The following is a 16,166-nucleotide window of genomic DNA, read 5'->3' on the forward strand; positions in this document are numbered from 1 at the left end:
GCTTCCACTGTGCCCAGTGCTTGCCGGCTCGATCAAGCTCAGCAGCTTTGGCCGCCACCGTAGGTTTTCCACCTATCCCTCCCACGAAAAAGGCGATAGAAGAGTTTCAGTAAAAGAACGGAAGTGTCTTGCGTTTTGGCAAAGTGTTTCTCATTGTCTTATCCTGGTTAGTGGTAGCGGTCTTAAAAAACTCTTAAGAGCGCTGCACATTGATTGACAAGTGAGAGGGGACTCATTACAATGGTATTGATAGAGACGGCTCACGTAATCAGCAGGAGGCAGATTCATGGCAGTTGTGCATCCCGACTTCTATCGTCATGAGCACCTCGTTCGTAAGTCAATTCAAATTCCGTTGACCCAGCACCAGGAGCTGAAGGCGCTGGCGATGGAACTGGACTCCTCCCTCGGGGATGTTGTGGAGACAATTATGGAACTCATGCGCCGGGATAACTACCAGCAACTGCGTCAGGCGATCCTCCAGAAACGCGAACAGGCCCTTTCCTCCTTGACTCACTCCCTCGATGAGGCGTATGCTTATCTAGGATCTCTCCCTGAAACTCTCGAAGATGCCCGATTTTATTTTGAGGCCGGGCGCGAAGGTATCGTTGCATGAGTAATGAGGCCAGGCAAACATCGCCCAGCCCCAGCCATAGCGAGGATTCTGCCAATCGAATACGCGAAATGCCTAGTCCCAGGCGCGGCGAGATCTGGGATGTTAACTGGTCTCCCGGGCGCGGCGCGGAGCAGCAGGGTATCCGCCCTGCCTTGATCATCCAGAATGATCGAGGTAACGCTTCCCCCACTTATCCCTTGACGATTGTTGCCTCGATGAGCCGTACAGAGCGTGAACTGCCCCTGCACGTGCGCATCGCGCCAACGCCGGAAAACGGATTGACCGACTTCACTGATGTAAAGTGTGAGCAGCTCATGACCATCGAGAAGTCGCGCCTGATCCGTAAACGCGGGAGCATTACGAAGGAGGAACTCGCGCGCGTCGATATGGCGCTTAAAATCAGCCTTGATCTGCTCTCCTGATCACCAGGAAGGAAGAAAGGAAGGAGGGTAGCTCTGGCAGAAGAGAGGAGGCCCCGCGGGAGCAGCCTGACGTGGGTCGATCTGCTCTTCCCTCCTGTGGGCACTGGTGGCTTCCATGCTGGAGATTGCTCGTCTGTGTTATGCCTGGCCGCTTGTCTGAAAGGCGCATCCCCATCTGCTAACCGCTTGCGGCACTGATTGAGGTCGCGTCGCCCTTTGCTGCCAGTCGGTCGGGTCGGTGTCGGTGGATTGGCGCGCGTACCAGTGACGGCTGCGGCTCTTGCGGCTCTCAAGCAACCCTCAAGCAAGATTGAGATAGCGATGGAGGCCGCGCCTTTTCCTTCTTCTCGTCGATCCGCTCCTCTTCCTGCTGGCTGACCTCCTTTGCTTGAATTGGCTGGTGTGAGCCAACCGCCAATGTGCTACAATGGAGACCAGATGTTCAGACAAGACCGCAGGAGATGATCAGCTATGGAGCAGAGAACGGTCGGAACGGTTGATGTGAAGCGCAGCTTCCCAGAGATGCTCAAAGGCGGCGTCATTTGTGACGTTGTCAATCCCGAGCAGGCCAAGATCGCGGAGGAGGCCGGGGCCGTCGCGGTCATGGCCCTGGAGCGGGTTCCTGCCGATATTCGCGCTCAAGGCGGCGTCGCCCGCATGACTGACCCCGAATTGATCATTCGTATCAAAGAAGCTGTGACCATTCCCGTCATGGCCAAGTGCCGCATCGGCCACTTCGTCGAGGCGGAGATCCTGCAGGCCATTGGCGTTGACTGCATTGATGAATCGGAAGTGCTCACACCTGCCGACGAGCAGTTCCATGTCAATAAGCATTTGTTCTCGGTGCCCTTCGTCTGCGGCGCGCGTGACCTGGGCGAGGCCCTGCGCCGGATCGGGGAGGGAGCGGCCATGATCCGCACCAAGGGTGAGGCCGGCACCGGTAATGTAGTGGAGGCAGTGCGTCATATGCGCGCTATCCAGGATGGCATCCGTCGCCTGCAGATGCTTCCCGAAGAAGAGCTGATGACCGAGGCCAAGCGCCTGGGCGCCCCCTATGAGCTGGTCTGTCAGGTCGCTCGCACTGGCAAACTGCCCGTAGTGAACTTCTCGGCAGGCGGCATTGCTACCCCGGCAGACGCTGCGCTCATGATGCGTCTGGGCGCCGAAGGCATTTTTGTCGGCTCTGGTATCTTCAAATCCGGCAATCCACTCAAGCGAGCCCGTGCCATTGTACGTGCAACCACCCATTTCGATAACCCCCAGATCCTGGCTGAGGTCTCGCGCGACCTGGGCGAGCCAATGGTGGGTATCAATCTCGATACCTTGCCCGAGCAGGAGCTGATGGCCCGCCGCGGCTGGTAGCTGTTGAAGGGAGAGCTACCTGGGCCTGGATTGTCTCGCCCGCTCCGCCGGCTTATCGCCTCACTCGCAGCAGACCGAGGCGGGTCGGCGGAGTCTCTTTTTGCGGCGGGCGGGATGAAAAGCGACGGTCGTAGGCGTTCTCTCTCATCAGAGAGTGTCTGCAGCACAACGAAGGAAGGAGGGGGCGGTGCAACGGAAGATTGTGGTGACCGGGCACCGCGCAAGTAGACGATGATCCACCATGGACAGGAACGACCGCTGATCGGTGTGCTGGCTCTCCAGGGAGATTTTGAAGCGCATCTGAAGGCGCTTTCAAAGCTGGGCGTGGCAACACGCGCCGTGAAACTCCCTGAGCATCTGACCGATTTAGATGGTATAATAATACCCGGTGGGGAGAGCACCACTATCGGCAAGCTGATGATTGATTATGGCCTCGATAGGCCGCTGAAAGCCTTGATTGAGCAGGGTCTCCCCGTCTGGGGAACCTGTGCCGGCTTGATTCTGCTGGCCAAAAAGACGGACAATGCTCTGGAAGGCCAGCCCTTGCTGGCTGTGATGAACATCACTGTCCGTCGTAATGCGTTCGGTAGTCAGCGGGAAAGTTTTGAAACTGATCTGTCGATACCCGTGCTGGGTGAAGCACCGTTTCATGCCTTTTTCATTCGCGGGCCAGCCGTTTCGGAAGTCGGCCCGGGTGTAGAGGTGCTGGCAACGCTCGATGATGGAACCATCGTCGCTGTCCGCGAAGGCAACCGGCTGGGTACCGCTTTTCACCCGGAGGTTTCCAGAGATCCGCGATTCCATCATTACTTTCTCCGCCTAGTACAGAGCGTTCGGAAGTAGAGGCGTGGCGACGCGACCAGGCGGTAGGCCCCGTTACCCGTTCCTTGCCAGACGACGGAAAACCAGAGACGCAGGGTCGCTCAACGGCGAGAGAACAGGGACCGGACAGACGGGTGCGGGGCTTGGCACGCGCCACTGAGCGTGGACGAAGTATAGAGATCTGCCTCTGCTTGGCGCAGGAGCACTGATGATACGACCGGTACCCTATGTTGACCTACCGGGAATCATCTACGCATTAGATCGGCGCGCCCGCATGCGACAGCGCGCACTGGCGAACTTCGTGTGCTGGCTGGAACCGGTAGAGCACCGTGCTTCATGGCCTCCTCTCCTGCGCAATATCTTTCCTCTCGATCCGGTAGCACGTACCTGGCTGTGTGAAGATCGCTGGCGCATCTTAGGATTCGCCCAGGTACGCGAGCGCCCATCGGGAACGATGTGGGAGCTGACCTATCTGGCCTCAATGCTCCAAAGCGCCTTCTCCGGCGAGGACATCCTCACTGCCCTGCTTGACTACGTCCTGGAGATGGCTGCCTCCCACGGCGTCCTCCGCGTCTTCGCCAGGGTCGAGGAGTCGCTGCCGGAGCTGGAGCTGTTCGCTCGCAGCGGCTTCCAGCGCTATACGCGCGAATTCACCTATGTCTGGGGGTGGGAGGAGGAAAATGAGGCTGCTGTGCCCGGCGAAGAAGAGGTGAACGCCTCGCCCAAAACCAGGCAGCCCTCCCCCGGGTTGATCCTCAGCCCCACTCCAGCCGAGCGCCTGCAGGAGCTGGCCTCGTTGCAGCGCTGGAGCCGTCATCATGTCTGGGGCCTGCACCAGCTCTATCGTGCCGCTACGCCCCAACGGGTGCAGATGGCCGAGCTGCTGGAGAATAGTGAAGAGTATGCTCGCCTGCTCGTCGGCTCGCAGCGTTCAGGACTCCTGCCGCTTGGACGCAGGTGCGAGACCTACGTCTGTGACGTGGGGGTACGTCTGGGCGCCTGGCTTCAGTTGCGCCGGGGGCGTGGCACAAGGCCGCATCAGCTCTCGCTGATTGTTCACCCAGAGTATGCCGATCTGGCTGAGCCGCTCGTTCGCTTCGCCTGCCAGCGTCTGCTGGAGAGCGACAGGCGCCCCATCTATTGTCAGGTGCGCGAGTATGAGGGCGCCGTTATCAATGCCCTGCGCGCCAGCGGCTTTGCTCCAAAAACCACCAGGGTCTTGCTTGTGCGCCACATGGCCTATCTGGCTGTGAGACAGCGCGTCGTTCCTGCATTAGAACAACGAGTAATCTATGGCGTGAAGGGTCTGGGTACGGCCAACTCACGCCAGACTATGAGGTGATTAAACTGTCTATGCACAATGCGATCACTGACGATCTGGAGGCTCTGCTGGAGGCTCTTCCTCCCAGCATCCACGAAGCGGTCGACCGCCTGGAGAACCGCGGTGAGCTGCTAGAGATCGTAATGGACCTGGGGCGTTTGCCCGAGGCCCGCTTCCCGGATGGAGAGGTGATCCTGAGCGACCAGCCTATCACCTATGCCGATCTCGAATACGTAGTCGAACGCATCGGCGAGTTCGGCGATGATAACCGCGCTGGCATCGAGCGCACGCTCCACCGCATCAGTGCCTTGCGCAATCGGAAGGGGCGTGTAGTCGGCCTGACCTGCCGCATTGGCCGCGCGGTGTTAGGCAGCATTGCCCTGATCCGCGATATCGTCGAGCAGGGCCAGTCGATTCTGATCCTTGGTCGCCCGGGCGTAGGCAAAACGACGCTGCTGCGCGAGATCGCTCGCGTGCTGGCCGATGAGGCCAATAAGCGAGTGGTGGTGGTCGATACCTCCAACGAGATTGCCGGCGATGGCGATATCCCTCATCCCGGCATTGGGCGCGCGCGACGGATGCAGGTGGCTCATACCTCGATGCAGCATGCGGTCATGATCGAGGCTGTGGAAAACCATATGCCCCAGGTGATCGTGATCGATGAAATTGGTACGGAGCTGGAAGCGCAGGCGGCGCGAACGATTGCAGAGCGTGGCGTCCAGCTGATTGCCACGGCGCACGGCAATTCGTTGAGTAACTTGCTGGTCAATCCGACGCTCTCCGACCTGGTGGGTGGTATCCAGACGGTGACGCTCGGTGATGAGGAGGCTCGCCGCCGCCATACGCAGAAGAGCATCCTGGAGCGTAAGGCTCCGCCAACCTTCGATGTGGTCGTGGAGCAGCAAAGCTGGCAGGAGCTGATCGTTCATCGCGATGTGGCGGAGACGGTGGACAATCTCTTGCGTGGCCAGCCGGTGATTGCCGAAGTGCGGACACGCGATGAGGAGACAGGACGGGTTTCAGTGCGCCGCGTGACGATCGGCGGCATGGAGCTGCCGGCCTGGGGCGGCGGCTCCGGCTCGTTCGCCGGACGCCAGGGGGGCTACCTCCCTTTCGAACGCTCGGCGGGCGGCTGGAACAATCTGCGCCAAATCGGTCAGGCGACCTGGCGCGACGTCGCCACGGCTGATCCTTTGCGCCGCAACGGGCAGTCGCTACTGCCAGCGCTCGCCCCCAGCGGCCTGGCGGCCAACCTGCGCCGCTCGCCCTCCGGCCTGGTGACCCTGAGCAATACCGCGCCAGCTTTGACCTCGGAGGAGGTTCTGGCAACCGAGGAGGAGGCTCAACAAGCCGTCGCTCCCTCTCCTCCCCAGCCGATCCGCATCTATCCCTTCGGGGTCAATCGCGATCGCCTGGAACAGGCTGCCCGCCAGCTCGGGGTGCCTGTGATCATTACGAAGAATGAGAATGAGGCCAATGCCGTTATCACGCTCAAGAATTACTATCGCCGTCAGCCCGAGCGCTTGCAACAAGCCGCCGATGATCAGAAGACGATTATTATTCTGAAGAATAATACGGTGGCCCAAATGCAGCATGCCCTGGCGCGCATCTTCGCCCTCCCCGAGGAAGAGGATGACGAGGGCGGCTCCGGCTCGTCTGGCTCGCTAGCAGGACTGGCTCAGGATGAGGAGACTCGGCGCGCTCTCCTGGAGGCAGAGGACGCTATTCATCGCCTCTTGAACAATGGGCTGACAGCCGCCGAACTGGCCCCCGCTAATGCCTATGTGCGCCGGCTACAGCATCAGCTCGCCAGCCGCTATAATCTGTTCTCGCGTAGTCGGGGCAAGGAGCCTAATCGGCGCGTGAAGATCTTCCGCAGTTAAGGGATAACGCAACGCTATAGCACGGCGCGGCACGGGTCCACTCGTCTCGCTTATTCGCTGGCTCGCTCGCAATGCTGGCTGGAGCCTGGTGAAAAGGCGATGAGTGGCCCTCTGCCGCGCCGCACTCTGTCTGGCTGCCGTCGGGCCTTGAGGCAGACTCGCCTCTCTCCCCTTATCCTCTTGCGCTTCACGCTAGCGCTGCGCTATAATAGCCCCAATTCGGAGGAGGAGAAATGAGTGGCAGGCGAGCCTGACCCGTCAACAGCTGATAGGAAGCAGGCAGACCGGTCAATCTGGCGAGGCTGCGGTTGGCTCGTGCTTGTGAGGGAGAAGATCAGTCGCTCGCGCTCCAGCGCAACGCCGCGCTGAGGGCAGAGGTAAGGTCGAGAGAGGAGAGAGGCCAGGGAGAGAAGGAAGGAACCAGCCACAGTGCTGTGGTCAGGTCCAACATTCTGTGAAAGGAACTGCGCTACCTATGCGTGTTGTGAACGATGATCATGCCACCGGTACCGGCGAGCCCGCAGATAGGGGAGGAACGCCTTCGGCCACTCCTGCTGCTGTCCTGTCGTCCTCTACAGCTCTCCCCGTGACGATCGCCGATATCTGGGAGGCCTATAAGCTCCTGAAACCGTTGCTGCACCATACTCCGTTAACCCCCTCGCGCACGCTCCGGGAGATGACCGGGGCCGAGGTCTATTTGAAGGCCGAGAATATGCAGCGCTCTGGCTCGTTTAAGGTGCGTGGGGCGAGCTTTAAGCTCTCACGTCTGAGCGAGCAGGATTATCAACGCGGCGTGATTGCGGCCTCTGCCGGCAACCATGCTCAGGGCGTGGCCATTGCCGCGGCCCAGCATAAGATCCCCTGTACGATTGTGATGCCAGAGACCGCCCCCCTGGCCAAGGTGATGGCGACCCAAGGCTATGGGGCCGAGGTGGTGCTGCATGGCTTTACTTACGATGATGCTTATCAGCGCTGCCTGGAGCTGCGGGAGCAGACGGGGGCTACCTTTATCCATGCCTTTGATGACCCCGATATCATCGCCGGTCAGGGAACGCTTGGCCTGGAGATGCTCAGCGATCTCCCCGATGCCGATGCCATCCTGGTCCCCATCGGCGGCGGGGGCTTGATTGCTGGCATTGCCATCGCTGCTCGCGCTTTGCGTCCCAATATTACGATTATCGGCGTGCAGGCCGCGGGCGCCCCTAGCTGCCGCAGCTCGCTTGATGCGGGCAAGCCGCTGGAGCTGCCGGCCATTACAACGGTGGCCGATGGTATCGCGGTCAAGCGGCCCGGCGAGCTGACCTTCTCGGTCATCCAGCGCTTGGTCGACGACGTGGTCCTGGTTGACGATGAGGCGATTATCAGCGCGGTCCTCTTCCTCATGGAGCGCTGCAAGATGCTGGTCGAGGGAGCGGGTGCTGCCGGCGTGGCAGCTCTGCTGAGTGGCACCGTCAAACTGCCGGGCAAAAAGGTGCTGGTTCCTCTTACGGGCGGTAATATCGACATCAACCTCGTGGGCCGCTTCATCGAGCATGGCCTGGCCGCCGCCGGTCGCTATTTTGTGATCCATACCCGTCTGGAAGATCGTCCAGGCGAGTTGATGCGCTTCCTGGGTATCATCGCCGATATGCGCATCAATGTGATCGACGTGCGCCATCAGCGCATATCAAGCCATCTTCCGATCATGCAGCGCGAAGAGACGCTGACGCTAGAGACGCGCGATCGGGCGCAGTGTGAGCAGCTGCTAGAGCGTCTGCGGGCTGCTGGCTACGTGGTGGAAGAGGCGCAGTCGCTGGATTGAGCCAGGCGTGTGCGTGTGGCGCTGCCGTTTGATCGCTGGTCCCTGGGCCAGGCCAGCATCGGCGACTGTTCTGGAGCTGGTCGTAGCTGGGCATCCTCTCCTCATCGCTGCGCAGATTCTCCTCCAGAATGCCCTGAGCGCCGCGTTCAATCCTGTGAATGAATGTGGTCGGAGGGGCATTCTGGCCATCGGTGGAAGTCGGCTGCGGAGCGTTGGCGCAGCAATCGTGAGGGACCTGGCAAAGGCGTGGGTGGTCTTGTTCACTACCTTTATCCTTCTCGTCCTAGTTTCCGGCTCTATTCCAGGAGAAGTCCCTTAATGGAGGAGCCAATTGCTATGCTTTGTCTGCTCCGCTATAATGGCTGGCGAGTGTTCATCCAGAAATGAGCAAGAGACTGCAGCGAGATCAAGTAGTTAAGAGAAGGAGCCGGGGAGAAAGATCATGGATGCTGTCAACAGTTCGCCGGGCCTGGCCACCCTGCGTTTTCTGACAGGCCCCTTGGCGGGCACGACGGTGCAAATCGCCAAAACGGTCACTACCCTTGGACGCGAACCGAGCAATGATATCGTGATTTCCGACCCGACGGTTTCGCGCCAGCATGCTCGTTTGCTCTGCGAGAACGGGACCTGGATCATCGAGAAGCTAAGTCCTCAAAATACGCTGACCGTCAACCAGCGACAGGTGCAGCGGGAGACCATACATGATCGAGACACTATTGGGCTTGGGCCAGGAACTACCTTTCTCTTGCTACTAACGGCAGGGCAAGCGGGAGGTAGCAGTGGCAGTGGTGGAAGTGCTGAGAGAGTCTCGCCGGTTGCCAGCGGGGGAAGAGCAGTCGCTGGGGAGGTCAGGCAGCCACAGCCGCAGCCGCAGCCAGTGGTGGCGCCGACGCCCATTCCAGTCTCAGGGCCGGGCGCAGTGCCTGCCGGAGCGGTACCGGTGACAGGTGAAGAGGGAACTGAGCGTGTTGATTCTGAACTCTTCAAGGCTCAGCTGGCAGCGATGGCAAGTGCGAGTGCAGGGGCTCCCCAGGCCCAGGGCGTGCCGTCGCTGGAGATCAGCAGCAACGTACGGCAGGAAAAGCGGGTCTATCCACTCAATAAGCCGGTCATCAACATTGGACGTGATCCCTCCAACGATATTGTCATTCCGGAGCCGATCATCTCGGCCTTCCATGCCCAGATCGTCTTTGACGGCAACCAGCCCTATATTGTCCATCCGCATCCGGCGCGCGGGCGAACGCTCAACGGCCTGCTCTATCGTGGCCAACGGATTCGCGGCGACGAGCAGTTTCGCAAGCCGCTAGAGCGAGGTGATATTTTCCGCATTGGTGACGAGCATGGTACCCTGGTCACCCTGGCCTACAACGATGGCAGCGGCCAGGTACAGGAGATGCTGCCCGAGATCCATCCGGTCCCCCTGGGTGCGCCTGTCATCACGATCGGGCGCCATCGCGATAACATGCTGGTGCTCAGCCATCCCCAGGTCTCGGGCCATCATGCTCGTCTGGAGCGCCTTGCCGACGGCAGTTATCGTATCGTCGATCTTGGCAGTACCAACCATGTCTATGTCAACGGGCAGCGCGTGGGTCAGCGCCTCCTGATGCCCGGCGACGAGATTCGCATCGGCCCCTTTAAACTGGTCTATACCGGTACGGAACTGACGCAGCACGACGAGAGCCGCAGCATTCGCATTGATGCTCTGCATCTGAAGCGCTACGGCACACATCACATGCTGCTACTGCAGGACATCTCACTGGTGATTCCGCCGCGCAAATTTGTCGCCGTGGTCGGCGGCTCGGGGGCCGGCAAATCGACGCTGATGGATGCTCTTAACGGGTTGCGACCAGCCGAAGAGGGGCTGGTCCTCTACAACGGGCAGGACTACTACAAGAACCTGGCCGCCTTCAGTACGCAGCTGGGCTATGTTCCCCAGGATGACATTGTCCATCGTGACCTGACGGTGGAGCGTGTGCTCTACTACGCCGCCAAATTGCGCCTGCCTGAAGATTTCACTCACGAGCAGATTCAGAAGCGCATCGAAGAGGTGCTGGAAGACGTCGAGATGACTCACCGACGCCATCTCCTGGTGAGCAAGCTCTCCGGCGGCCAGCGCAAGCGCGTCTCGATCGCTATGGAGCTGCTGGCGAATCCCAGCGTCTTCTTCCTGGATGAGCCGACCTCGGGGCTTGATCCCGGGCTGGACCGCAAGATGATGCTGCTGCTGCGTCGCCTGGCTGATAAGGGCCACACCATTATTCTGGTGACACATGCGACGACCAATATCAATGTCTGTGACTATATCTGTTTTCTGGCCCCAGGCGGCTATCTGGCCTACTTTGGGCCACCCGAGGAGGCCAAACAGTTTTTTGGGCGCAGCGACTTCGCGGAAATCTACAGCCTCCTGGAACCAACCGACGAAAATCCCAACGTGCCCCAGCAGGCGGCAGAGCGCTTTAAGCAGTCAGCCGATTATCAGAAGTATGTGGCCATGCCGCTGAGCACGGGCCCGGCGAGCCGCCTTAATCAGCCGGTTACTCAGACTGCCGCTGTCAAACCGCCGAAGCGCGGCAATCCCTGGCGGCAGTTCTGGCTGCTCTCCTTCCGTTACCTGGAATTGCTCAAGAACGACGTTGGGAACCTGCTCATTCTGCTCCTACAGGCGCCAGTGATCGGCCTGATCCTCTTCTTCCTGGCCGGGCACGGCACTTTTGATTCGAGCAGCATCGCCAATTGCCAGACGAATCCGCCGCCGTCGGGCCTGCCTGCTATTCCGATCACGGTGCCTAATGGCAACAAATATGACTGTCAGAACGTCGTGAATGCTTTGCAGACGCCCCAGGGTCAGGCACTACTCGCCCAAAAAGGGCTGACCGAGGACCAGGCGCTGAACTACTATATTACTCCTGGCTCGGGCGGCGATGCGCAGAAGATCCTCTTCATCATGGCTTTTGCCGCTGTCATGTTCGGCTGCATCAATGGGGCGCGCGAGATCGTCAAAGAGGCACCCATCTATCGGCGCGAGCGGGCAGTAAACCTGGGCATCATCCCCTATATGTTCTCCAAGATCGCCGTGCTGGGCCTGCTCTGTCTGCTACAGAGCCTGGTGCTGGTGGTGATGGTCGATCTGAAGGCTCCCTTCCATCAGGGGATCTTCCTGCCTGTCGGACTGGAGATCTACATTACTATGGCCCTTACCTCGCTGGCAGGCCTCATGCTGGGACTGACCATCTCGGCTATTGCCCCCAATAATGACCGGGCGATGAGCTTCGTCCCAATTGTGCTCATTCCCCAGGTCATTTTCTCGGGAATCATCTTCTCCCTTCAGGGACCACTCTTGCAATTTCTGGGGGCCTTCTTTGCCGCTCGCTGGGCGATGGCAGCTCTCGGCTCCTCGATCGGGCTGCATGGCGATAAGTTGGGGGCCGACGGTTTCTCCTATCATGGGACGCTCTTCCCGACCTACGACGGTCATAGCCAGGCTGAGGCAGTCTTCCATTTGCTCTTGACCTGGTTTGTCCTGGCGCTGATGAGCGTCATTCTTGCCCTGCTGATCGCCTACTTCCTGAGACGCAAGGATGTGCGGCGCTAGCTGATCGGGCGGCAACTGATTCGCCACCGTCATAAAGCCCGCGCCAGATGACGCGAGGCGCCCTTCGCTCTCCTCATCTACCAGATCGGAGAGCGAAGGAATAGCAAGGAACAGCGAGAAACGACGGCAGGATATCGGGCATAAAGGCGAAGAGGGGCGCATGGTACTTCTTGGCATCTTGCTTGATCGCACTTTTCACCTTATGTTATTGTAACAATGTTCTTATCCGGGTACACCCGGGCCAGTTCTGGGAACAATGAGTGAGCGAGCGAGCGGACGGGCAACAGGGAAAGTGTTACTTAACAGGCGTATTATCGTCGGCATTTGCGGAGGAATCGCCTGCTATAAGGCTGCTGATCTGGTGAGTAAGTTGCAGCAGGCGGGTGCGCTCGTTGATGTGATCATGACGGAGCGCGCTGAAGAGTTTGTACGTCCGCTGACGTTCGCCGCTCTGAGTCATCGGCCCGTCTATAGCGATCTGTGGCAGGCGGCAGAACATGCCGCCGAGTTGCACATTGAGCTGGCGCGCGCTGCCGAGCTGCTGGCGGTGGTGCCGGCCACGGCCAATACGATTGCCAAACTGGCTCACGGAATCGCCGATAATTTGCTGACGGCGGTGGCCCTGGCCACACGGGCCCCGCTCTTGCTGGCTCCGGCGATGGATGCTGAGATGTATGAGCATCCGGCGACGCAGGCGAATCTAGCCCTGCTGCGTGAGCGCGGAGCCCATGTGGTCCCACCAGAGGTGGGGCATCTGGCTTCCGGGGCGATCGGCCCCGGGCGACTGCCAGAGACGCCCGTTCTGCTGGGGGCTGTGCGCTGGCTGCTGGGCCGTACTGGCGACCTGGCGGGTCGGCGCGTCGTTGTTACTGCCGGCGGCACCCGCGAGCCAGTCGATCCGGTCCGCTTCCTGGGGAATCGCTCTTCCGGGAAGATGGGCTTTGCTCTGGCCGCTGAGGCCCTGGCCCGCGGCGCTCAGGTGCGGCTGATCTCCGCCCCAACGGCGCTGACTCCTCCCTATGGAGCGGAGTTTGTGGAGGTGGAGACAACCCTCCAGATGCTGGAGGCTGTCCGCCAGGCCGTAGCAACCGCCGATGTATTGGTGATGAATGCGGCAGTGGCCGATTTCCGTCCCGCTGCCCCAGCGCCGCGCAAGATCAAGAAGGAGGAGCTTAGGGCCGATGAGGGCGCGCGCGCTGATGCCCAGGCTGAGGCCGAGGAGGTGCTGACGCTGCGCCTGGTGCGCAATCCCGATATCTTGCAGGAACTCACACACCTCTCTGCCGCACAGACGGATACTGCTGCTGCGGCCCGCTCGGCGCCAGCCCCGCTGGCAGAGGTGTCTGGGTCGTCACCCTCGCGCTCGTCGGAAACGCCTGCTCGCCCACGCCGCCTGATCCGCGTTGGCTTTGCCGCCGAGACCCATGACGTGCTCTCCTACGCCCGGCAGAAGCTGGCGCAGAAGAGCCTGGATCTCCTGGTCGCCAACGATGTGACTCGCCCCGATAGTGGCTTCGGCTCCGATACCAATAAGGTCTATATCTTCCACGCCGATGGCGGCTTGGAGGAGCTGCCAGTCATGCCGAAGGAGGAGGTCGCGGCTGCCATCTGGGATCGGATCGTCCCTTTGCTAGGGACGAACTAAGTTGGGAGGACGTGGCTTTGTGATGGGTGCTTTGCTCTTAGAATTGTTGGGTACACGGAGTACGCAGGAGGAGTCCGCTATGGAACGCAGTGCTAGTGCTGGTTTCGAAGGCATCGCTCAGCTGCTGCTGGAGCAGAAGAAATTGATGGAGGCCCTGGAGGCCGAGAACCGCGAGCTGCGCCGCCAGCTCGCCGATCTGCGCCGCGGCATCGGGATCGCCGTGGTGATCGAGGGAAAGACAATTCAGCTGGCTACTGATCAGCCAATGGCTCAGTCTCAGGCCGCTCTGCAAAGTTTGCAGAATCTCCAAAGCACTCCTGTGACGCCGAGTGCAGCTCAGAATGCCAGTTACCCCTCTCAGCCTATGCGCCAAACTGGTAGCCAGCAATCGGTGAATCTGAACGAGAAGCGGGAGAATGGGAACAATCGCAGCCCGCTTGCTGATAGCTTCGTTCTCTAGCTCGCCCGGTTCTATCCAGCTTGACTGTCCTGGTCAGTTGGCTGACTGGCTGGCTGGCTGACCGTCGGTGAGACTCTGACAAGAACCTGGCGCTGCGCTCGTGAGCTGTGGTTGACGGTCAGAAGAAAGCACGCCGCGCGCTGCCTGTCCGCATGCCAGGTAGGCGGACTGTTTCCTGCTCTGGCTTGCATCTGTGTGCCGCGCCGATGGTCGCTGTTGAAGAGGCGGTCGCTGGCGGAGACCCTCAGCGGCTTCTCGTGGTCCTGTAGATCAGTTGTCTATTCGGTCCCGCGTCGCGTTGGCCCGCGGTTGAGGGTCTCTTTGCCTTTGTTTTGTGGGCGCTGACTCAGTTTGCGCCTCTTACGCTTGCGCCGCTAACAACGCCAGGCTCCAGGCTGGACAGAGCTGGCCCTGACCTCGCCGCTTCCTGCTATGCTCTGGCATTGTGTGCGACTCTGACTCGGCTCTGCTCTGATGGCAGGCCAAGCTGGAGAAAGGAGGGATCTGTTACCCATGAAGCTGGTGCGATCTCTCCTCCTCCACCTCCTCCTCTCGTTCTTCTTCTTGGCCTCCCCTTCTTGCTCCTGACTCGGTCCCCCTTCACTCTATGCCTGGTGGGAAGAACTGCGCTGGGTGGATAGATATGTTATCATCTGGCACACAGGCCCGGCCCGGTAATGCGTTCTTGAGTCCACGGCTTTTCTTGCGTTTATATTTCTCAGAGGAGAGCATGCCATTTTGTGGATTCGGGGTGTCCTCTGCCTTCCTGGACTTGTTTACTGTGACACTGCTCTGAGAGTGGGTACAGTGGGAGAGGGCGCTATCGAAGAAAAGGACCAGCCGTGTGTGAGTAGCCTGCTGTCAGTGATCAGCTCGCTTGTCTCTCTGCCTATCTGCCTGTCGGCTGAGCTGATACCTTGCCTGATGCCTGGTCTGCTACTGATACCTTAACAGAGAGGCGTGTGGCAGAAGGCGTATAGCCAGGGCCCGAATCTGAGAGAAAGCAAGGGAGCAGGACAGCGACGGCTGTGCTGCGATGCTCTTTGTGAATTGTGAGAGGCCGGGCAGGAACGAGCAATGTGCTCCCTCCCCTGCGCGGGGCTAAGCTGGCTCGTGTTATCTCTCGCCTGACCTCTTTGAACCTACCACCAGGGAGGATTTGGTGATGATCTGTCCCCGTTGTCAAAGTCAAGTCGCCGATGGGGTCCGTTTCTGCGGTACCTGTGGAATGCCGCTACAGCCGGCGGGAAGAACGCCCGCACCGCCCGGCTCCCCTGTACCGCCGGGTGCACCAGGTGATCCCTATAGTGCTCCTCAAGGGGGATTTGTGCCTCCTAATCAGTACGAGGAGTATGGCAGCAGCCCCTTTGGCAATGCTGTACCACGAGCCGAGTTGCACAACCCGCGCGGCCCCCTTCAAGTAGCCGACATGAGCATTTCCATTGAGGGCGAGCTGGTTCCGGTCGTTGATATCATGCTCGGCAGCCAGATGCCCGTCTACTTCGAGCACCATATTCTGCTCTGGAAGCATCCTGGTGTTCAAATTGGCTTCAAGTCTCTCAAAGGGGCGGCCCGTCGCTTCTTTGCCGGCCTGCAGATTTTCCTGACTGAGGCTTATGGACCAGGCAATATTGCCTTCTCGCGGGACTCAGTGGGCCAGATTGTGGCGCTCCGCCTCCAGCCTGGTCAAACCGTCGAGGTGCGCGAGCATCAGTTTCTGGTCGCTACCGGCAATATTGAGTACGACTTTACCTTTGTTCAGGGGATCTCCAATATCCTGTTTAGTCGTACAGGGTTCTTTATCGATCGTTTTACTGCTATTGGTAGTGAAGGTATCTTGTTGCTTCACGGATACGGCAATGTCTTCGAGAAGATGCTCGCACCAGGTGAGGCGCTGGATATCGAGCCGGGAGCCTGGCTTTGGAAAGATCCTTCGGTCCAGATGACCGTGACGACCGTGGCTGGCTCGCAGCGCGGCGGGGGCATTCTAGGGGCCATTGGCGGGTTTGTGGCGGGTGCCTCGATCACGCTCAATCGCTTCATTGGTCCGGGCCGGGTGGGAATTCAGTCCATGACATACCATCCACCGCAGTATGAGGGATCTCCCCAGGCTGGAGGCACCAGCAACTTTGGCGGTCTGGGCAGCCTCTTCAGCTAAACTGACCGGGCTGCCTGACTGAAGTGCGCGGCGCGAGAGTCGGGCCAGGGAGCTGCGCACCAGCAAGCCGGGCGGGGAAGGATAGAT

The 16,166-nt window shown here is 59.9% G+C and carries 11 protein-coding genes; all 11 read left to right on the top strand.

All coding sequences use genetic code 11. The annotated features are described in order from the left end of the window. The first annotated feature begins 286 nt into the window (after window positions 1-286). The 11 genes from KTAU_RS15630 (at window position 287) to KTAU_RS15680 (ending at window position 16,079) form a co-directional block, all read left to right on the top strand. Window positions 287-613, top strand: coding sequence for a hypothetical protein (locus KTAU_RS15630; protein WP_112430539.1), 327 nt, complete (start codon window positions 287-289; stop codon window positions 611-613). A gap of 68 nt (window positions 614-681) precedes the next feature. Further along, the gene (locus KTAU_RS15635) at window positions 682-1,035 is read left to right on the top strand and encodes a type II toxin-antitoxin system PemK/MazF family toxin (protein WP_170293337.1); all 354 of its coding nucleotides are present in this window, start codon (window positions 682-684) and stop codon (window positions 1,033-1,035) included. Window positions 1,036-1,506: 471 nt separating this feature from the next. Next, a complete protein-coding gene (gene pdxS / locus KTAU_RS15640; protein WP_112430543.1) occupies window positions 1,507-2,397 on the top strand; it encodes a pyridoxal 5'-phosphate synthase lyase subunit PdxS in 891 nt (296 codons plus the stop codon). Window positions 2,398-2,628: 231 nt separating this feature from the next. After that, a complete protein-coding gene (gene pdxT / locus KTAU_RS15645) occupies window positions 2,629-3,240 on the top strand; it encodes a pyridoxal 5'-phosphate synthase glutaminase subunit PdxT (protein WP_151729268.1) in 612 nt (203 codons plus the stop codon). Window positions 3,241-3,427: 187 nt separating this feature from the next. Further along, entirely contained in the window at window positions 3,428-4,561 is a 1,134-nt protein-coding gene (locus KTAU_RS15650; protein ID WP_151729269.1) for a hypothetical protein, read from the top strand. 11 nt (window positions 4,562-4,572) lie between these two features. Next, window positions 4,573-6,423: an AAA ATPase domain-containing protein gene (locus tag KTAU_RS15655; RefSeq protein ID WP_151729270.1), complete on the top strand. Its 1,851-nt coding sequence runs from the start codon at window positions 4,573-4,575 to the stop codon at window positions 6,421-6,423. Between the two features lie 475 nt (window positions 6,424-6,898). Next, entirely contained in the window at window positions 6,899-8,224 is a 1,326-nt protein-coding gene (ilvA, locus tag KTAU_RS15660) for a threonine ammonia-lyase (protein WP_112430551.1), read from the top strand. A gap of 442 nt (window positions 8,225-8,666) precedes the next feature. Continuing rightward, a complete protein-coding gene (locus KTAU_RS15665; RefSeq protein WP_151729271.1) occupies window positions 8,667-11,816 on the top strand; it encodes an FHA domain-containing protein in 3,150 nt (1,049 codons plus the stop codon). A 256-nt stretch (window positions 11,817-12,072) separates the two neighbouring features. Further along, window positions 12,073-13,461 carry a bifunctional phosphopantothenoylcysteine decarboxylase/phosphopantothenate--cysteine ligase CoaBC gene (gene coaBC, locus KTAU_RS15670; RefSeq protein WP_151729272.1) on the top strand — a complete coding sequence of 463 codons (1,389 nt, stop codon included), beginning with the start codon at window positions 12,073-12,075 and terminating at the stop codon, window positions 13,459-13,461. A gap of 79 nt (window positions 13,462-13,540) precedes the next feature. Continuing rightward, window positions 13,541-13,921 (top strand): hypothetical protein, encoded by a 381-nt coding sequence (locus tag KTAU_RS15675; protein WP_112430557.1) that lies wholly within the window; start codon window positions 13,541-13,543, stop codon window positions 13,919-13,921. A 1,165-nt stretch (window positions 13,922-15,086) separates the two neighbouring features. Next, window positions 15,087-16,079 (top strand): AIM24 family protein, encoded by a 993-nt coding sequence (locus KTAU_RS15680; protein ID WP_151729273.1) that lies wholly within the window; start codon window positions 15,087-15,089, stop codon window positions 16,077-16,079. Window positions 16,080-16,166 lie beyond the last annotated feature (87 nt).

This window comes from Thermogemmatispora aurantia, from assembly GCF_008974285.1.
Lineage (GTDB): Bacteria > Chloroflexota > Ktedonobacteria > Ktedonobacterales > Ktedonobacteraceae > Thermogemmatispora > Thermogemmatispora aurantia.